The following is a 19,583-nucleotide window of genomic DNA, read 5'->3' as shown; positions in this document are numbered from 1 at the left end:
AAATAATAAGAATAATTATCATTTGTTGAACAAACCAATGTCCGACCTTTCACAACTGCAGCCTGGCACCCATGCGGTGATCTGCGGTATAGATGCTGATGAATCCCTGTTCCAACGGCTTGCCGCGCTGGGTTTCCGCATCGGCAAGAAAATCGAAGTCATCCGCCGTGCCAGTTTTAACGGCCCCTTGCATGTTCGCATCGGCACCACCGATATCATCCTGCGCATCACTGAAGCGCGCCGCATACAGATTAGCCAACAATGAAACGTATCGCCCTGCTCGGCATGCCCAACACGGGCAAATCCACTTTTTTCAATCGTGTCAGCGGCGCTTCGGCGCGTGTCGGCAACTGGCCGGGCATCACGGTAGACCTGATGGCCGCCAAGCTGCTGCTGGGTGGTCACATCGTCGAGATCATCGACCTGCCAGGCATTTATGACCTGCATGGGTTTTCAGATGATGAATCCGTGGTCAGGCATTTTCTTGAAAACAACGATGTCGACCTTGCCGTCATCGTGCTCAATGGCTCGCAGATAGACCGTCAGCTTTCCCTCGCCTTGCAGGTAAAAGCGCTGGGCCTGCCCTGTATTCTGCTGCTGAACATGAGCGACGAGGCAAAAAAATCCGGCATCACCTTCAACCTGCCCGGCATGCAGCAGCAATTGCAGATGCCTGTCATGCAGATCAGCGCCAAGCATGGCAATGGCTGCCCGGAAGCCCTGAAGGAAGCCGCCCGCCATCTGGCCGAGCAGCACCCCAGCCCGGCGGAGATTCGCGAACAACTGAAAAACGACGACACCATCGAAAACCAGATGGAAGCCATCGTCAAAAGCACCGTGCATTACCCGGCGCAGCTGGATGATGTGGTGACCTCACGCATAGACCGTGTGTTGCTGCACCCATGGCTAGGCCTGCCCCTGTTTTTTGCTGCCATGTATCTGCTGTTCCAGTTTATTTTTACCTTGGGCACGCCCTTGCAGGAAGGCATTGCCTGGGCGCTGGATCTGTTCCGTGCCGATGTACTGGAGCCATTGCTGAAGAATGCGCCTGCCTGGTTCAGCGGCCTGATGCTGGATGGCATCTACAACGGCATCGGCACGGTCGCGGCATTCATTCCGATCATCGTGCTGTTTTTCCTGGTAATGACCATGGTGGAAGACAGCGGCTATCTGTCGCGCGCCGCTTTTCTGGTGGATGCGCTGATGGCCAAGATGGGCCTGGATGGCCGTGGTTTTGTGATGATGCTGATGGGCTTTGGCTGTAATGTGCCGGCCCTGATGGGAACCCGGGTCATGCGTTCGCGCAATATGCGCCTGCTCACCATGCTGGTCATCCCGCTTTCGCTTTGCTCGGCCCGCCTGCAGGTGTTCCTGTTCATGACGGCCACGCTGTTCACACCGAAGCAGGCACCGCTGGTGCTGTTTTCGCTCTACATGGTGAGCTTTGCCACCATTTTCCTGACGGCGGTGATTTACAAAGGCCGCTATAGCAGCACCGAGCCGTTTATTCTGGAGCTGCCGCCTTATCGCTTCCCCACGCCACGCCAGATCTGGTTGCGCGGCTGGCAAGAGGTGCGCCATTTCCTCACGCGCGCCAGCAAGTTCATCATCATCGGGGTGCTGCTGGTCTGGGCGCTGACCAACTTCCCCAGCGACGTTCCTGCAGCCAGCGCAGGCACCATTGCCGGCATGATAGGCACCTGGCTGGCGCCCGTGCTCAACCCGGTTGGCATTGACGGCCAGCTGGCGATAGCGCTGATTTTTGGCTTTGTGGCAAAGGAAATCGTCGTGGGCGCGCTCGCCGTGATCTATGGCCTGCAGGGCGATGCCCTGATGCAAGTCATGGCGACCAAGCTGGACTGGGTACAAGGCATGAGCTTCATGCTGTTCACGCTGATCTACACCCCCTGCCTCTCCACCATTGCCACGCTCAAGAACGAGTCCAAAAGCATAGGCTTCATGATGCTCTCGCTATTATGGTCGCTGGGCCTGGCGTGGGTAGTGAGCTTTGTGTTTTACCAGACGGCGCGCGCACTGGGCTATTAGCCAGCGGACAACACACGCCTGGCAGCAGAATGACAAAAGGCCCGAGCCGCCATGGCGTCGGGCCTTTTGTTTTATTGAATGTCCGTTCATGACGAACGCCGGGCACTTAACAGACTTACCTGACTTACTGACTTAACTCCGAAACATGAAATATACCGCGCCCAGCAGGCACAAACCCGCCCACAGATAATCCAGCTTGAGTGGCTGATGCATATAAAACACGGCAAACGGCACAAAGACCATCAGCGTGATGACTTCCTGCAGCACCTTGAGCTGGCCCAGGGAGAGCACGGTAAAGCCTGCGCGGTTGGCAGGCACCTGAAACATGTATTCGACAAACGCGACCAGCCAGCTGAGAAATGCAGCGACATACCAGGGTTTGTCATTGAGGCTTTTAAGGTGGGCATACCATGCAAACGTCATGAAGACGTTTGACATGGTCAGCAACAGCACTGTCTTGGCAATGACCGGCATAAAGAGGATCTAGCCCACCTGGGGCCAGCCTAGATGGCGGCCTCGTCCGTTTCGCCAGTACGAATACGCACCACTTGTTCGACATTCGACACGAAAATCTTGCCGTCACCAATCTTGCCAGTGCGAGCTGCCTTGATGATAGCTTCCATCGCGGCATCCAGCAGGCTGTCGGCAATAATCAGCTCAACCTTGATCTTGGGCAGGAAGTCCACCACGTATTCAGCACCGCGATAAAGTTCGGTATGGCCTTTCTGACGGCCAAAGCCTTTTACTTCTGTCACGGTCAGGCCATTCACACCGATTTCAGACAGCGCTTCACGCACTTCGTCGAGTTTGAATGGTTTGATGATTGCTTCAATTTTCTTCATTTGCTTATGTCCCCTAGCCTCTTTTAGTTGATTCAGTCTTTGCTCACGAATCTGGACACCACAGGATACCGTCGGTCCAGACCAAATCCGCGCTCTGTCACTCGCACGCCAATCGGCGATTGTCGCCGTTTGTATTCATTGCGGTCTATCAGGTTGAGCACGCGCGCGACATCCTGCTCGCGATATCCCATGGCAATGATTTCCTGCCGGCTGCTATCCCGCTCGACATACGCCTCCATGATGGCATCCAGCACATCATAGGGCGGCAGGCTATCCTGATCGGTTTGCCCGTGCCGCAGTTCCGCCGACGGTGGCCGAATAATGATGCGCTCGGGAATCACCTGCGACAGGCTGTTGCGGTAGCGGGCCAAACGATACACCAATGTCTTGGAGATATCCTTCAGTACAGCGAAACCGCCAGCCATATCACCATACAGGGTGGAATAGCCCACGGCCATTTCACTCTTGTTGCCCGTGGTAAGCACTATGCTACCAAACTTGTTCGATAATGCCATTAAAAGCATGCCACGAATGCGGGCTTGCAGATTCTCTTCGGTGAGATCAAAGCTGGTTCCGGTAAAAGGTTCGGCCAGCGTCGCACAAAACTGGTCAAACAGCGGCTTGATCGGCAGCTCCGTGTATTTAACCCCCAGCAATTGCGCCATCTGGCGGGCGTCATCCACGCTCATGTCGGCAGTGAATTCCGAAGGCATCATCACGGCATGCACCTTGTCAGCGCCCAGGGCATCGACGGCAATCGCCAGGGTCAACGCCGAGTCTATCCCGCCAGACAAGCCCAGCACGGCGCCGGGGAAACCATTTTTTTGCACATAATCGCGCAGGCAAAGAGTTAATGCCTGGTAGGCAGATTCTTCACGTGTCAGACCTGGCGCGATCTCGGCAGGCAGCGGGTTGGCGCGGTTCTGCGGACTGAGATCTATGCTGACCAGCGCCAGCTGCTCAGTGAAGGCAGGCAATTGCTGCACAGGCGCGCCACAACGATCAATCACCACCGAGTTGCCATCAAACACCAGCTCATCCTGGCCGCCCACGAGATTGGCATATACCAGCGGCAAGCCGGTCTCTTCCACGCGCTTGCCCAATACCTTGTAGCGCTGTTGCTGTTTTTCGAGGTGAAACGGCGAGGCATTCAGCACCAGCAGCAATTCAGCACCGGCCTGCTTGCTGACTTTTGCCGGGCCTGGCTCCCAGACATCGGCGCAAATCAGGATACCGCAGCGCACGCCTTGATGTTCAAACACGCCAGCCTTGTTACCGGGAGAAAAGTAGCGCACCTCATCAAACACGCTATGGTTAGGCAGGGCATGCTTGTGATACGTAAGCACGATGCGTCCGCCCTGCAATACCGAGGCAGCGTTGTAACACCGCCCATGCTCACGGTGGGGATGGCCGACGACCACGGTAATATCCGCAGGCAATGCCTTGGCTAGCGCTTGCAGTTCACGCTGGCAATGGTGGGTAAAGTCTTCACGCAACAACAGGTCTTGCGGCGAGTAACCGCTCAAGGCCAGCTCTGGTGTCAGCATCAAGCTGGCGCCAGCGGCCTTGGCTTCATGCGCATAGCTCAATATCCTGGCAGCATTCCCGGCGAGATCGCCCACTACGCAATTGATCTGGGCGATGGCAACCTGCATCTGCGATTTACTAATAGCTTCCACCTGCATCTTTGATGAGTTGTACGATTTCTGCGTTGCCACCCTTGAGGGCATATACCAGGGCTGTCAGTCCGTATTGATCCTTGGTTTTGACATTGGCGCCGCGCTCCAGCATCAGCTTGACCATGGAAACCGAGCCATTGTCCACCGCCAGCTGCAATAGCGGCGTGCCTTCGGAATCGCGATGATTGACGTCAGCGCCATTGTCCAGCAGCACAGTAGCGGCATCGACATTCGACTTCTTGACTGCCCAGGTGAGCGCAGTCCATTTGGAGCTATCCTGCTCATTGACCTTAGCACCACGCTCCAGCAACAGCTTCACCGCAGCGGCATTGCCTTCGCGGGCTGCCCACATCAGGGCCGTTGCGCCGAAACGATCCCGGGCACGCATGTCCGCCCCGTTATCAATCAGGGTATTGATCGTGGGCAAGTCGCCATTCTTGGCGGCATACATCAGCACGCTCTTGCCATCGTCACTCTTGGCGCTGGCATCTACGCCATTCTTCACCAGCAGATCCACCATCTCGCTGTAGCCAGACGTGGCGGCCATGCCCAATGCACTCCAGCCGGATTCATCGCGAATTTTGGGGTCAGCGCCGTTTTCCAGCAGCACTTTTGCCGTGGCCACAAAGTTCTTTTTGGCCGCCATCATCAGCGCTGTCCAGCCGCCGTTATCCTTGGCATTGACGTTGGCGCCCTTCTGCAGCAGCAGCTTGACCACATCAGCCTTGTCCTTGCGCGCCGCATACATCAGCGCGGTCACACCATCGGCATCCTTGGTGTTGGGGCTGGCGCCGCTGTCCAGAATGGCTTTGACCGTGGCGATATCGCCTTTGGAAGATACCGTCAGCAAATAGGGAATCTGCTCGGCGGCCTGCGCGACGGGCAAGGCCAATGGCAATGCCAGCACGGGAGCTGCCAGGGCCAGCAGGAGTTTTATTGCAACCTTGTCAGGATAGCGCCGCATGTGATTCCTTTGTGATCAATTCGCTGGGGTCGCGGCCTTGATGGCCGCTTGTACTGCTTCGCCGAGTCCGGCTGGTGAGCTGGCGACAATAACACCCGCCTGCTCCAGGGCCCGTATCTTGTCTTCTGCCTTGCCGCTGCCACCGGAGATAATCGCCCCGGCATGGCCCATGCGCTTGCCCTTGGGCGCCGTCTGGCCGGCAATATAGCCTGCCACTGGCTTGGTCACATGCTGCTTGATGTACTCGGCAGCCGCCTCTTCGTCGGCACCGCCAATTTCGCCCACCATGATGATGGCTTCGGTTTCGGGGTCTTGTTCAAACAATGCCAGGCAATCAATAAAGTTCATGCCGCGGATAGGATCGCCACCTATGCCGACACAGGTGGACTGGCCCAGGCCCAAGGCAGTGGTCTGGTGTACCGCTTCATACGTGAGGGTGCCGGAGCGGGAAACAATCCCCACCTTGCCACGCAGGTGAATGCTGCCCGGCATGATGCCGATTTTGCAGGCATCGGGTGTGATGACGCCTGGGCAGTTGGGCCCGATCAGACGGGCTCCATTGGCCTTCAGCGCGGCCTTGACATTGAGCATGTCCAGCACGGGGATGCCCTCGGTAATACAGACGATCAGCGGAACGCCTGCATCGCAGGCTTCGAGGATAGAGTCAGCAGCAAAAGGTGGCGGCACGTAGATCACCGATGCATTGGCACCGGTTTCACGCACGGCATCGCGCATGGTATTGAATACGGGTAAATCCAGATGCTGCTGACCGCCCTTGCCAGGCGTCACGCCGCCCACCATGCGGGTGCCATAGGCCAGCGCCTGCTCGGAATGAAAAGTACCCTGCTTGCCGGTAAACCCCTGGCACAGGACCTTGGTATGTTGATCAACCAGAATTGCCATGATTACGCTTTCACTGCTGCATTATTGACGGCACGCACCGCCTGTTGGGCGGCATCGGTCAGACCGGCTGCCGAGATAATCGAGAGACCGCTTTCGCTCAGCATCTTTCTGCCAAGCTCAACGTTTGTACCTTCGAGACGGACGACAACGGGAATCTGGATGCCAACTTCTTTCACCGCGGTGATGATGCCTTCGGCAATGATGTCGCAGCGCATGATGCCGCCGAAGATATTCACCAGGATGGCCTTGACGTTGCTATCAGCCAGAATGATCTTGAACGCGCGCGCCACAGTGGCCGCCGTTGCGCCACCGCCCACATCCAGAAAGTTGGCAGGCGCGCCACCATGCAGCTTGATCAGGTCCATGGTCGCCATGGCAAGCCCGGCGCCGTTGACCATACAGCCGATGTTGCCGTTGAGTGCAATGTAATTGAGCCCGGCGTTGTGCGCTTCGGCTTCCTTGGCATCGTCCTGGCTCCAGTCGCGCTGCTCGGCCAGGGCCTTCTGCCGGTAAAGCGCGTTATCGTCCACGCTCATCTTGCAATCCAGTGCCACCAGCGCACCTTCGGCCGTCACCACCAGCGGATTGATCTCCAGCAAGGCAAGGTCGTTTTCCTTGAAAAGCTTGTACAAGCCCTTGGCAAGGCGCACAAAGGCGGCAATCTGCTCACCGGCCAGACCGAGGCCAAACGCCAGGTTGCGCGCCTGAAAATCCACCAGACCATTCAAGGGGTCGCACACTTCCTGCAGAATTTTTTCCGGCTGAGTGGCAGCGATTTCTTCAATATCCATGCCGCCCGCAGCCGAGGCTACCATCACCACGCGCTCCAGGCTGCGATCCACCAGCAGAGAGAGATACAGCTCACGCGCAATCGGCAAGGTCTGCTCCACCAGCACCTGCAATACAGGCTGACCATCCGGCGCGTTCTGATACGTGACCAGCGGCTTGCCGAGCAAGCTGGCGGCCACCGCTTCCACATCCTGATACGACTTCACCACCTTGACGCCACCGGCCTTGCCGCGGCCACCCGCGTGAATCTGCGCCTTCACCACCCAGGCATCACCACCAATGCTCTTGGCGGCCTCAACGGCGGATTGGGGGTTCTCTGCGACCTGACTCTGGGGAATGGGCAAACCGTAGCGCTGCAATAGGCTTTTGGCCTGATACTCGTGCAAATTCATAGAAGGGGCTTAGTGTGGATGCAATACCGCATTTTCGCGCAATTCGGCCTATTGCGCCAGTGCAGATAGCGGCCCGGAAGCCGCATGCAGAGCCCGCGCAATGTATAATGCCAGCCTTACTCACAGACTTCGATCCCTGCCATGCGTCTCGTTGTTCAAGGCTCTGCCATTAGCTTCTCGCACCTCGCCCACTTGCACCAGCTCAGCGGTGCCCAGCAAGGGCTGCAATTCACGCAACTGGCCGAGCACGCCTACAGCCTGCCACGACAAACCGAAGCGCAGCAAAACGTCATCGACTTCTGTCGCGAGCAACAGATTGACTGCGCCTATGTTGATGACAAGCACACCCTCAAGCGCTTCGGCCTGGCAGTGATGGACATGGACTCCACCCTCATCAGCATTGAATGCATAGACGAGATCGCCGATATGTACGGCCTCAAACCACAAGTCGCCGCCATTACCGAAAGCGCCATGCGCGGTGAAATCGAATTCGCCGAAAGCCTGCGCCGCCGCGTGGCTCTGCTGGAAGGCCTGGAAGACTCCGCCCTGCAACGCGTGATCGACGAGCGACTGCAACTCAACCCCGGCGCCCAGACCTGGATAGACGCCTGCCGCGAAAACGGCATACGCACCATGCTGGTATCTGGTGGTTTTGATTTCTTTGCAGACAAGGTAAAAGCCATGCTGGGCCTGGACTATGCCCAGGCCAACTCCCTGGAAATCGTGAACGGCAAACTCACGGGCAAGGTGCTCGGCCATATCGTCGACGCCCAGGCCAAGGCCGATTTTCTGATCGCCACCCGCGACAAACTAGGACTGAGCGCGGATCAGGTAGTCGCGATTGGTGACGGCGCCAACGACCTCAAGATGATGTCCGTCGCCACTGCGGGTGTCGCGTATCATGCCAAACCTATCGTGCAGCAGCAGGCTACTTACGCGCTGAATCATGTGGGGCTGGAAGGCCTAGTGGGATTGTTTGCATGAACACAATGCAAATGATGAGACCATGCCCGTTTTTCTCCGGTCGCCTTCCTGTAACCAGCATCTAACCATTGAATGATTAATACACAATTACCGATCGGTAATTTTCATAACAACCTCGACCATTTATCATCATAAAATTACCTATCGGTAATTAAGCGTTCAAAACTTAGAGAGAATGTGAACCCCAAAAACTAATGTCAATTATCAATATTCAGGAACCAATATTCTGAGAGGAAAGGCCGGGAGGCACATTCTTCCAGCGTTTTATCAGATGCATTTATTATACCAAACCGATAACGGCAATACTCTGCCAGATCACTTCGGGTTTTTTGAGGTAACTCTTGGATTGAAGGCAAATCAGCCTCAGTAAGTAATGGATTAATAAACGTCAACTTTAAGGTCATCTCTTTTTTCAAAAAAATTACAATATAACTTTCTTCAATCCAAGCATCTTCTGCTAACCCAACATTCAGCCAGACCAAAAATAAGACAATCAATCCAATAGCAATCTTATATTTTCTCATGGTTCCATCAGCCCCGTTACTTTACGCAGATTTTTCACTAACTCCATGCCAACATTACCAGGACATATTTTGTTTTCATCATATTGGTATGGAAACTCTCGATGCCCGCCTAATATCTTGATGGGGAAAAATTCACTCAGAATAAAGACTAATTTTCTGGCAGAGTCAATCTGGGCTTCAGGCGCCACAGGTGTTGCGAAAAATAAACTTGTAAACTTGGACTTACCCCCCACCCCCTCTCCTGGCACTGTAAGATTCTCTAATAGGACTATCCCTATGGCTCCTGTATTGTACTCTTTAAGATGCTGCCCTTTAAACCTGATGTCCCTTGCCTCAAATATGTTACCCATGCAATCTATTGCATAGTGGTACCCAATATCATCGAAACCCTTTTCGTACATATGCAAATGCTGGACATCCTGCAATTGAAGCGCTGCTGGGCCGCAAGACATGCTGCGCCCAGCATGATGAATCGCAATCATTGTATAGTTCCAATCATCCTTCATATTGGCCGATCTATTTTTACTTGCAGCCCAGTCTGAACGTGTAACAAAATTCATGCCACTTTCAATAACTCTATGGATAATTGCCTCTCTGACTGCCGCCCGGTCGTTTACGGTTATTTCGACAACTTGTCCATGCTTATGGTCATGCTCAGCAATTTCATGTGTCCATCGTTGGACTATATAATTTCTATCTGTCATATGTGCCTCCAGAAATCAGGAGTTTATTGGGAGATGTAAACACCATAAACAGACTTATCAGCTGGCCATCATCTGCCATGACATCAATTTTTCCATCACTATCTGTCACAGCCTCACTCACTTCCCCTCCTTTTTTTATTACTACTTTTCTATTTGACAACGGCTGTCCTGTTTCACTGTCTTTGAATTGAAATACCTTGCCGCCAGCCCTCTTTATAATACTTTCCGATAATTTAAGGCCCGCATACTCCAACCACTCTTCGCAACCATACATTTTTAAAATAGCGTCATAATTAAATCCGGCTGTGTAGTTGGTCATCCGGGCGACCAATCTCGGCGGAACAGAACATTTGCATACACACAAATCACCATCCAGATTGATTTGCCTACCATCTGACCCTAGCATCGGTCTAAAAGGAGGTATGCATTTCGTTACACCATAACTATCACAGGCGGGACACCATACTTTGTCGCCTTCACAACTTATATCGGCCGCCTCATTACCAATCGTCCAAGGGGAGGGTAATGGTAGAGACTCAACACGGCCACCTGCCGTCGTTTTATCTCCGTTTACAACATATGCTCTTGAAATTTTCATGATTAAAATCTCATTACATTCAAAATTAATAGAATAAATACATTAATTTTTTGTGGATATATCCCCCAGAGGCAATCTCAATTACAAAATGACTAGGCAAAAAAAAGCGCCTCTGTTGAGGCGCTACTAAATCGTAATTTTTATATATTTCAATGCTTTTTCGGATGCAAAGGCAGCCACACTACTTCGCCTGCTTTCATGTCAGGCACGATGAGGTATTTTTCATCCTTGCTAAGGGCAATGTCGGCAGATGCCTTGAAACCGTCTTTCAGCAATTTCACTTCGTCGTCGTGACCCAGTTCAAATACCTTGCCGTTTTTCCAGTCGCTGACGTAGATAACGCCGGAGCTGGCATGCACCAGGCCATCACCACCGCCAAAACCTTCCGCGAGCTTGGTGAGCTTTTTGGATTTCATGTTGTAGCTGTAGAGGATGCCGGAGGCAAAGTCGACTTCGAGCAGAACATCGCCGGTATCATCCACCACCAGGCCATTGGGGCTGAGTACTTTGGGATCCTGCTTGCCGTCGATCACCAGCGTAACCTTGCCGGCCTTGTCCAGGCGGTAAATGGCGCCACCGCTGCCGGTGTTGATATCGCCACTGTCGCTGACGTAGAGATTGCCTTTGGGATCAGGCTCAATGTCATTCAGGAACTGCGGCGTCACCGGAAATGCCTTGGCATCGGCAAACACTTCCCACTTGCCGTCGGGTTTGACCTTGAGCACGCGCGCCTTGTCGGTGACATAAATATCCTGCCCGATAATCGCCAGGCCTTTGGGATCATCCATGCCGGTTGCGAATACGCTGACCTTGCCATCGGGTGAGATGACGCTGATCTGACCATCGCCATCTTTGCCGAATTCGCCGATTTCAGACACAAACACGCGGCCATCCTTGGTTTGCAGCACGGATTCTGGCGTTTTGAAGCCGCCTATGGTTTTGCCTTCGTGGGCATGCGCCAGCGGCGCGAACAGCACGGACAACGCAAGCACAAGCGGGGTGAGACGGGGAATTCGGGTCATGGCGTATATCTCCTGGGTTGGTTATTTAGGACTTTTTATAGAAGGCAGCACGCTCACCATGGAACATGGCGTAGCGGTTTCGTTGGAGGGAATGCCATTTTTCACGGCATCGCTGAATGCGGGATCGGCTTTCATCTTGGTTACCACTTGCTGCATGGCGAGCTTGTAGGATTGTTCCACCTGATAGGCAGGCACAACATCCAGATAGCCGGTTTTTTGCGACTCGCCGACATAGGTGCCTATCGGCTTGCCGCTACCACTATAAGCGCTGGCGATAATGGTGCCGTAGAAAATCTTCATGTGCGGGTTGTAGAACATCTTGGGCTGCAGCTTGACCAGCGTATTACCCACCAGATTGCTCTCGCACATGCCGACCTTGCCAAACTCGGCCCCCATCACCTCTTTGGCAACCGGCTCCACTGCCGGGCCCTGGGCAAACCAGTAGTCGTTGTAAAACTGCCAGAGCTTGATCGGGTGCTGGTATTCCTGCGGATTGATGTAAATCAGCATATCGGCTGGCTTGGCGGCCGCTTCGTCTGCCAGCGCCATGGCTTGCACCGGCAAGAGCCCGGCAACCAGCCAGGAGAGTAAATGCAGTTTGTGTTTCATGGTACTTTCCTTCATTAAAAACGATTACTTGCCCTGATAGCGTATGCGATACACCAGGCCGGAGCGGTCATCTGACACATACAAGGCACCATCCGGGCCAATCAGTGTATCCACCGGGCGCCCCCAGGCCGCGTTTCCTTGCAGCCAGCCAGTGGCAAAATCCGTGACTTCAACGGGTTGATTCTGCTTGAATCTAACACGTACCAGTTTGTATCCCGAGGGGGTTACCCGGTTCCACGAGCCATGCAGCGCCACGATGGCATCCTGCTGGTAATCCCTGGGGAACCCGCTTTGATTCAGGAACGTAATGCCCAGTGGCGTGGAGTGCGCGTCAAAGGTGATGGCCGGCGGCTGCATGGCATCGCAGAATCCGCTGGGCCCTTCAAAGTTGGGATCCGGCACGCGCTGGCCCCAGCAATGCGGCCAGCCATAGTTTTTGCCGGATTCAATCTGGTTCAGGTGTTCAGGCGGAATATCATCATTCACGCGCCCGCCGCGGGTTTCCGAGCGCATATCGGCGCCATTGTTGGTGGCAAACATGGCCTGGGTTTGCGGATGCCAGGCAAAGCCCTGTGAATTGCGCAGCCCACTCGCCCACACCGCTGACTGGGCATGGCGCCCAAGCGTCACCAATGCCCCGGCAGGCTTGCCATCCACGGTATAGCGCAGAATAGCCGCACGGCTAGGGTCTTGCTCCACGCAAACATTGCAGCTGGAGCCAACATTGAGATAAAGATAACCATCCGGCCCCTGCCTGATGGTCTTCAGGGTATGCCCACCCGTCGCCAGTCCACTGATGATGGGCTGCGCTTTGCTAGCTGGCCACTTGCCGCCCTGCTGCTCCAGCCGGACTACGCCATCCTGATTTGCCACCAGCAGCTGTTTATCCACAAAAACAATGCCGTTGGGCGCATTCAGCTTGTCTGCCACCACCACGGTTTCATCGGCTTTGCCGTCCTTGTCGCGATCAGGCAGCATCAGCACCTGGCCACCCATCCCGGTGGTGAGATAGAGATTGCCATCCGGGCCAAACGCCATCATGCGCGGGCCGCTGAAATACCCTTCGCCCGGATTCACGCGGGCAAACACATTCAGGCTGAAGCCAGCGGGCAAGCGCACCGCACTTGCCACATCTGCCGGGATGGGCGCTTCAACGGCCTGATCGGCATGGCTGCTGGCAGATGCGACGGTCATGATCCCCGCCAGCATCATGCAGAATCCGCCGAACGGAAGTCGAATACTCGGCTTGGGCATTCACTTGCTCCTGTAAAGAGTCATTGATGTTGTTATGTCAGCACATCAGACCAGATATTCTGCGCCCAGTAGCGGGCATAGTCGGCCTCAAGTTCGGAGGGTGCGTCTGAGACGCCGCCGCCTTCGGCTGACAGCATTATTTTTTTCGCCTGGTTGTAGCGGTACACATTGGCAACGTGCATCGCCATATGGTCACTGACATAGCTGTAGCAGGTGTTGGCAAACACCGGCGATGTATCAATCGGCTGCTCGGTCAGCGCAGCCAGCACGGCATTGGCACATACCCGGGCTTGCGATGTCGCCATGTGCGCCGACTTGGGCAGGGCCGCTGATACCGCATCGCCTATGATATGGACATGCGGAACCACCATAGATTCATATGTCAGAAAATCGACCTCGCACCAGCGCTTGTCGATATTGTTGGCCTGCGCCAGTTGCGCTGGGATACCGGCGCGTTGTGGCGGAATCACATTCAGCACATCGCCCTTGATGCTATCGAACTCCGTCATCAGGGTATGGCCCGCCACATCCACCTCAACCACCACGCTATTGGGACGGTATTCAATCATGCCGGGGTAAAGATCCGCCCAGGCTTTGGTAAACAAGCCTTTCTTGGAGACGATTTCCGGATTGGCATCCAGCACGATAATGCGCGCCTTAGGCTTGTGCTGCTTGAAGTAAAATGCCACCTGGCAGACGCGCTCGTAAGGCCCGGGCGGACACCGGTACGGCGCTTTGGGGATGCTCATCACAAACACGCCATCGTCCGGCATGCTCTCCAGCTGGCGGCGCAGATTGACCGTCTGCTCCCCGGCTTTCCAGGCATGCGGCACCTGCTTGCGGGCAGCGTCGCTTTCCAGCCCCGGCAGCGCATCGTAAATAAAGTCGACGCCGGGAGCGAGGATCAGCTTGTCATAGCCAAAATCACTGCGGCCCAGGATCAGCTTTTTATGTTCAGGATCAATCGCCACCACCGAGTCGCGCACCCATTGCAGATCATGGTTTTTCTTCAGCGCGGCATAGCTGAAGGTGAGGTCGTCGATGGTTTTGCTGCCACCCAGTACCAGATTGCTTAAGGGGCAGGAGACAAACTGCGAGCTGGGCTCCACCACCACGACATCGACGGCATTACCGCCCCACAGCTTGAGATATTTCGCGGCAGCCGCACCTGCATAGCCACCGCCGACCACCACGACTCTGGGCTTGGGTCTCCCGGCCGCACGCAGCAAAGGCGAGCACCCGGTCAGCAGTGCCGCCGCCGAGCCGAGCTTGAGGAAATTGCGTCTATCAATCATGGGAGGGCTCCAGCTTCATGGACGGAGGAAGCTTGCCAGTCACCCGCGGCTGCGTGGAAAAAAACGCAGCCAGGCCTACGATCTCGTCTTCCGTCAGTCCTTTGGCGTGGCGTTGCATCACGGTCGCCGGACGCTCGCCAGAACGAAATGCTTTCATCTGGCGAATGAAATGCAGGCTATCGAGACCGGCCAGCACGGGCGTTCCACCGACACTATTGCCATCGGTGCCATGGCAGGCCGCGCAGGAGGCAGCCAGCACCTGAATATGGGGGGAATATTGCGGAGGTTGCGCATAAGCGCTACCGGAAATACATGTGAGGATTCCCAAGGCGGGAATCCAGTATGAGGCTATCAGTTTCATGGGCTACCAATCGTTGCAGGATTGGGCCAAGCGGCCGGGAAATGCAAAAGAGCGAAGCCTGTGTTCGATGACAGGCTTCGCTCTTCGGATTATAGCGGGTTAAACACCAGCTTTAACTGCATGGGCTTGATAACAAGCCTAGTTACATTGGCCTTCGCAACCATCGTCCTTGGCGCCTGCAGCTTCCAGCACTTCTACCATCTTGGTGTTACCTGTGTCCCTGACGGCACGCACGATGGAAACACCACCACGCATCTTGATATTGACGTCAGCGCCCTTGGAAATCAGGTACTTGACGACATCGGTATAGCCATCATAGGCCGCCAGATGCAGCGGCGTCATTTTGGTCATGGGGTGCTGGTAATTCACATCAGCGCCTTGCTCAACCAGATACTTCACCACGGCCAACTGGCCTTTATTGGCGGCAATCTGCAAAGCCGACCAGGCGAAGTATTTGTCGTTAACGTCCACTTTGTGTTCGCTGAAGTATTTCTTGACCACCTTGAGCTTGCCGGTACCCAGTGCATCGGTGTACTCGACCTGCTCATCGCCTGTCAGCGCAAAGGCCGAAAACGGAATACAGAGTGCTGCTGCCAACAGGATTGCCTTGATTGTTTTCATGCTGTTCTCTCTCTAATCTTATTATCGTATTTTAATTAACATCCACGTTCACACATCAACTGATGAACTTGCGTGCATTACGGAACATACGCATCCACGGTCCATCTTCACCCCAACCATCAGGATGCCACGAGTGCTGCACGGTACGGAATACACGCTCCGGATGCGGCATCATAATGCTAAAACGCCCATCGCGCGTAGTGAGTCCGGTAATACCCTGTGGCGAACCATTGGGGTTGAATGGATAGGTTTCCGTCGCACTCCCCGTATTGTCAACGAACCGTATACTGACCAGTTTGTCGGCAAGTACGCTGTTGACCGCACTTTCATCAGAAAATTCCGCAAAACCTTCACCATGCGCGACAGCAATCGGCATGCGGCTACCCGCCATGCCACTGAAAAACAGCGAAGGCGAATCCAGGACTTCCACCATGGCCACCCGCGCCTCGAACTGCTCGGAGCGGTTACGCACAAAATGCGGCCAGTGGCTGGCACCGGGAATCAGGTCGCGCAGGTTGCTCATCATCTGGCAACCATTGCAAATACCCAGCGCGAAAGAGTCCTCGCGCTGGAAGAAAGCTGAAAACTCATCGTTAGCGCGGCTATTGAAGAGGATGGACTTGGCCCAGCCTTCGCCCGCCCCCAGCACATCGCCATAGGAGAAGCCACCGCAGGCCACCACACCGGCAAAGTCCTTGAGACTGACGCGACCGCTGATGATGTCGCTCATGTGCACATCCACCGACTGGAAGCCAGCGCGATCAAACGCCGCCGCCATTTCCACCTGGCCATTGACGCCCTGCTCGCGCAGCACGGCCATGCGGGGACGCACACCGGTTGCCACATAAGGTGCTTCGATCTTGTTGGCGATATCAAAGGTCAGGTACTGATGCAGGCCGGGGTCTTGCACATCCAGAATACGGTCGTATTCCTGCTGGGCACATACCGGGTTGTCGCGCAGCTTTTGCATCTGGTAGGTGGTCTCGGACCACATACGATGCAGATCAGTACGCAGCTCGGCAAATACCACCTCACCATGCTGGCGAATGATGATGCCGTGATTGTTGGTTACCGGTGCGCCCAACACATGCGCACAGCCTTGCAAAGCCTGGTTGAGCTGCTCGGCAATGGTCGATGCTTCGGCAGCGGGCACTTGAATCACGGCGCCCAGCTCTTCGTTGTAAAGCACGCTGACGGCATCGCCAGACAAGGCAGAAAGATCAATATCAATGCCACAACGACCAGCAAACGCCATTTCTACCAGGGTGACAAACAAGCCGCCATCCGAGCGGTCGTGGTATGCCAGCAGCTTGCCAGCGGCATTCAGCGCCTGAATCTGCTCAAAGAAGGCTTTGAGCTGTTCCGGTTTATCCAGATCGGGCGCTACGTTATCGGTGGCACCATATACCTGAGCCAGCGCAGACCCGCCCATGCGATTGCGGCCATTGCCCAGATCAATCAATATCAGCTTGCTATCGCCCAGATCCGTACGCAGTTGTGGCGTCAGGGTCTGGCGTGCATCGGGCGTGGGGGCAAAGGCAGTGACCACCAGCGAAATCGGGGCGGTCACGGCTTTCTTGTCGCCGCCCTCCTCCCACACGGTTTTCATGCTCATGGAATCCTTGCCGACCGGGATGCTGATGCCGAGTTGCGGACACAGCTCCATGCCCACGGCACGCACGGTATCAAACAGTGCAGCATCCTCACCGGGGTGACCGGCAGGCGCCATCCAGTTGGCAGAAAGCTTGAGGTCAGACAAGTGCTCAATGCGGCTGGCGGCAATATTGGTAATGGATTCGGCAATCGCCATGCGGCCGGAAGCCGGGGCATCAATCAGCGCCAATGGCGCTTTTTCGCCAATGGCAAAGGCTTCGCCGCGGTAAGTTTCGTAGCCGGCCAGCGTCACCGCCACATCGGCCACTGGCACCTGCCATGGGCCCACCATCTGGTCGCGGGCGATCAGGCCGGTCACCGTGCGGTCACCAATCGTGATCAGGAAGGTCTTGTCGGCCACACCTGGCAGGCGCAATACGCGCTCGGCGGCTTCTTTCAGCGACACCTTGGCATCAAAAGGCTTGAGGTCGCGCTCCAGATGCGTCACGGTGCGCGTCATCTTGGGCGGCTTGCCCAGCAGCACGGACAAATCCATGTCCACAGGCTTGTTGTAGAAATGGCTGTCGGCCACGGTCAGGTGGCGTTGCTCGGTGGCATGGCCAATCACGGCAAACGGGCAGCGCTCACGTTCGCAAATCTCGGCAAAGCGTGCCAGATCTTCCACCGCCACCGCCATGACATAGCGTTCCTGCGCTTCATTGCTCCACAGCTCACGCGGGGACATGCCGGGCTCTTCGTTATGCACATTGCGCAACTCGAACAGCGCGCCCACACCGGCATCGTTCACCAGCTCGGGGAAGGCATTGGAGATACCACCAGCGCCGACGTCGTGAATACTCAGAATAGGATTGTCATCCCCCAGCTGCCAGCAGCGGTCGATAACTTCCTGCGCACGGCGCTCCAGCTCAGGGTTGCCACGTTGCACCGAGTCAAAGTCCAGGTTTTCGGTATTGGCACCGGTATCCATACTGGATGCCGCGCCGCCGCCCAGGCCAATCAGCATGGCGGGACCGCCCAGCTGAATCAGACAGGCGCCCGGCGGAATCGGATTCTTTTTCGAATGCTTGGCGGAGATATTGCCCACACCACCCGCCAGCATGATGGGCTTGTGATAGCCGCGCAGCTCACCGGCGGCTTCCAGTTCCAGCGTACGGAAATAACCCGCGATATTGGGGCGGCCAAATTCGTTGTTATAGGCGGCACCACCCAGTGGGCCGTCAATCATGATCTGCAAGGCCGAAGCAATGCGCGATGGCTTGCCGTTATCGGTTTCCCACGGCTGCTTGAAGCCGGGAATATTCAAGTTGGACACGGAAAACCCGGTCAAACCAGCCTTGGGCTTGGAGCCGGAACCGGTCGCACCTTCGTCGCGGATTTCACCGCCAGCACCGGTAGCAGCACCGGCAAATGGCGAAATCGCCGTGGGGTGGTTATGCGTTTCCACCTTCATCAGGAAGTGCATGTCTTCCTCGATGTAGCCATATTCGCCATCAGCTTGCGGGTAAAAGCGGCGGGTGGTTTCACCCTGCACAATCGAGGCATTGTCGGAATACGCCACCACGGTATTGCCTGGGTTCAGTTGATGCGTATTACGGATCATGGCAAACAGCGATTTGTCCTGTTTTACGCCATCTATCACCCAGTCGGCATTGAAAATCTTGTGGCGGCAATGCTCGGAGTTGGCCTGGGCAAACATCATCAGCTCCACATCGGTCGGGTTGCGGCCGATGCGGGTGAAGTTTTCCAGCAGGTAATCCACTTCGTCCGGCGACAGCGCCAGGCCCATTTCGCTATTGGCCGCTTCCAGTGCGGGCTTGCCACCGGCCAGAATGTCCACCGTGGCCAGCGGCGCTGGTTCGGCAATGTGATAAAGACGGGCTGCATCTTCCAGCGTCGGGAAGACGGCTTCGGTCATGCGGTCATGAATCAGCGCTTTCAGCGCCTGCTTTTCCGCGTCGGTCAGCGGTGAGCCATCCGCCGTGGCCGCATAGTAGGCGACACCGCGCTCCAGGCGCTGCATGGCTTCCAGCCCACAGTGGCGGGCAATATCGGTCGCACGGGATGCCCAGGGCGAAATGGTGCCGGGGCGCGGCACCACCAGCAGCAATTCACCTTGCGGCTGCTCTTCGTGCAGCTTGGGGCCATAGGTCAGAATCTTCTTCAGGGTGTCCTGCTGAGTAGCGGTCAGCGTGGTTTCAGACCAGGCAAAATGCCAGAACTCGGCATACAGATGGCTGATACGCGGGGCAGTTGCCTTGAGCGCAGTGAGAATTTTATCGAGACGAAAATCGGAGAGTGCTGCGCTGCCGCGAAGGCTGATCATTTGGAGGCTGGACATGAATAAATTCAGGACGTTGGCAAAAATGTAATTTTACCAGAAAC

At 55.6% G+C, this 19,583-nt stretch carries 19 protein-coding genes; 3 read left to right on the top strand and 16 right to left on the bottom strand.

The window, feature by feature from the left end:
• The first annotated feature begins 37 nt into the window (after window positions 1-37).
• Entirely contained in the window at window positions 38-265 is a 228-nt protein-coding gene (locus MPQ_RS13655) for a FeoA family protein (protein WP_015829706.1), read from the top strand.
• Window positions 262-2,046, top strand: a complete 1,785-nt coding sequence (feoB, locus tag MPQ_RS04670; protein WP_013441742.1) for a ferrous iron transport protein B — start codon at window positions 262-264, stop codon at window positions 2,044-2,046. The genes MPQ_RS13655 and feoB overlap by 4 nt, the downstream gene beginning before the upstream one ends.
• 132 nt (window positions 2,047-2,178) lie before the next feature.
• Here the strand turns inward: feoB and MPQ_RS04665 are convergent, their stop codons facing one another.
• From MPQ_RS04665 to sucC, 6 genes are read right to left on the bottom strand one after another with little or no spacing between them, the layout of a single operon-like run.
• Window positions 2,179-2,520 (bottom strand): DMT family protein, encoded by a 342-nt coding sequence (locus MPQ_RS04665; RefSeq protein ID WP_013441741.1) that lies wholly within the window; start codon window positions 2,518-2,520, stop codon window positions 2,179-2,181.
• Window positions 2,521-2,549: 29 nt separating this feature from the next.
• Window positions 2,550-2,888: a P-II family nitrogen regulator gene (locus tag MPQ_RS04660; RefSeq protein ID WP_013441740.1), complete on the bottom strand. Its 339-nt coding sequence runs from the start codon at window positions 2,886-2,888 to the stop codon at window positions 2,550-2,552.
• Between the two features lie 32 nt (window positions 2,889-2,920).
• Window positions 2,921-4,543 (bottom strand): NAD+ synthase, encoded by a 1,623-nt coding sequence (locus MPQ_RS04655; protein WP_013441739.1) that lies wholly within the window; start codon window positions 4,541-4,543, stop codon window positions 2,921-2,923.
• 10 nt (window positions 4,544-4,553) lie between these two features.
• Window positions 4,554-5,531, bottom strand: coding sequence for an ankyrin repeat domain-containing protein (locus tag MPQ_RS04650; protein WP_013441738.1), 978 nt, complete (start codon window positions 5,529-5,531; stop codon window positions 4,554-4,556).
• Between the two features lie 15 nt (window positions 5,532-5,546).
• On the bottom strand, window positions 5,547-6,434 hold the full coding sequence (gene sucD / locus MPQ_RS04645; RefSeq protein WP_013441737.1) for a succinate--CoA ligase subunit alpha: 888 nt from the start codon (window positions 6,432-6,434) through the stop codon (window positions 5,547-5,549).
• 2 nt (window positions 6,435-6,436) lie between these two features.
• Window positions 6,437-7,615: an ADP-forming succinate--CoA ligase subunit beta gene (sucC, locus tag MPQ_RS04640; RefSeq protein ID WP_013441736.1), complete on the bottom strand. Its 1,179-nt coding sequence runs from the start codon at window positions 7,613-7,615 to the stop codon at window positions 6,437-6,439.
• A gap of 141 nt (window positions 7,616-7,756) precedes the next feature.
• On the opposite strand from sucC, the gene serB reads away from it, so the two are divergent.
• Window positions 7,757-8,599, top strand: a complete 843-nt coding sequence (gene serB / locus MPQ_RS04635; protein WP_013441735.1) for a phosphoserine phosphatase SerB — start codon at window positions 7,757-7,759, stop codon at window positions 8,597-8,599.
• Between the two features lie 197 nt (window positions 8,600-8,796).
• Here serB and MPQ_RS13555 read toward each other — a convergent pair whose 3' ends face one another.
• The 10 genes from MPQ_RS13555 to purL all read right to left on the bottom strand — a co-directional run bounded on the left by MPQ_RS13555 (window position 8,797) and on the right by purL (window position 19,539).
• Entirely contained in the window at window positions 8,797-9,123 is a 327-nt protein-coding gene (locus MPQ_RS13555) for a hypothetical protein (protein ID WP_049821869.1), read from the bottom strand.
• Window positions 9,120-9,827: an N-acetylmuramoyl-L-alanine amidase gene (locus tag MPQ_RS04625; protein ID WP_049821868.1), complete on the bottom strand. Its 708-nt coding sequence runs from the start codon at window positions 9,825-9,827 to the stop codon at window positions 9,120-9,122. The genes MPQ_RS13555 and MPQ_RS04625 overlap by 4 nt, the downstream gene beginning before the upstream one ends.
• Window positions 9,817-10,425 carry a PAAR domain-containing protein gene (locus MPQ_RS13835; protein WP_148225256.1) on the bottom strand — a complete coding sequence of 203 codons (609 nt, stop codon included), beginning with the start codon at window positions 10,423-10,425 and terminating at the stop codon, window positions 9,817-9,819. Before MPQ_RS13835 ends, MPQ_RS04625 begins: the two co-directional genes overlap by 11 nt.
• 149 nt (window positions 10,426-10,574) lie before the next feature.
• Entirely contained in the window at window positions 10,575-11,447 is an 873-nt protein-coding gene (locus tag MPQ_RS04615) for an SMP-30/gluconolactonase/LRE family protein (protein ID WP_013441732.1), read from the bottom strand.
• 21 nt (window positions 11,448-11,468) lie between these two features.
• On the bottom strand, window positions 11,469-12,056 hold the full coding sequence (locus MPQ_RS04610) for a hypothetical protein (RefSeq protein WP_013441731.1): 588 nt from the start codon (window positions 12,054-12,056) through the stop codon (window positions 11,469-11,471).
• Window positions 12,057-12,080: 24 nt separating this feature from the next.
• Entirely contained in the window at window positions 12,081-13,310 is a 1,230-nt protein-coding gene (locus MPQ_RS04605) for a sorbosone dehydrogenase family protein (RefSeq protein WP_013441730.1), read from the bottom strand.
• A gap of 32 nt (window positions 13,311-13,342) precedes the next feature.
• Window positions 13,343-14,605, bottom strand: coding sequence for an NAD(P)/FAD-dependent oxidoreductase (locus MPQ_RS04600; RefSeq protein WP_013441729.1), 1,263 nt, complete (start codon window positions 14,603-14,605; stop codon window positions 13,343-13,345).
• Complete coding sequence (locus MPQ_RS04595; RefSeq protein WP_015829697.1) at window positions 14,598-14,966, bottom strand: cytochrome c; 369 nt, start codon at window positions 14,964-14,966, stop codon at window positions 14,598-14,600. Before MPQ_RS04595 ends, MPQ_RS04600 begins: the two co-directional genes overlap by 8 nt.
• A gap of 138 nt (window positions 14,967-15,104) precedes the next feature.
• Window positions 15,105-15,587 carry an ankyrin repeat domain-containing protein gene (locus tag MPQ_RS04590; RefSeq protein ID WP_013441727.1) on the bottom strand — a complete coding sequence of 161 codons (483 nt, stop codon included), beginning with the start codon at window positions 15,585-15,587 and terminating at the stop codon, window positions 15,105-15,107.
• A gap of 55 nt (window positions 15,588-15,642) precedes the next feature.
• On the bottom strand, window positions 15,643-19,539 hold the full coding sequence (gene purL / locus MPQ_RS04585) for a phosphoribosylformylglycinamidine synthase (protein ID WP_041362044.1): 3,897 nt from the start codon (window positions 19,537-19,539) through the stop codon (window positions 15,643-15,645).
• Between the last annotated feature and the right edge of the window lie 44 nt (window positions 19,540-19,583).

It is taken from the genome of Methylovorus sp. MP688 (assembly GCF_000183115.1).
GTDB classification, from domain to species: Bacteria; Pseudomonadota; Gammaproteobacteria; order Burkholderiales; family Methylophilaceae; genus Methylovorus; species Methylovorus glucosotrophus.
This window is presented reverse-complemented; position numbering and strand designations above follow the sequence as displayed.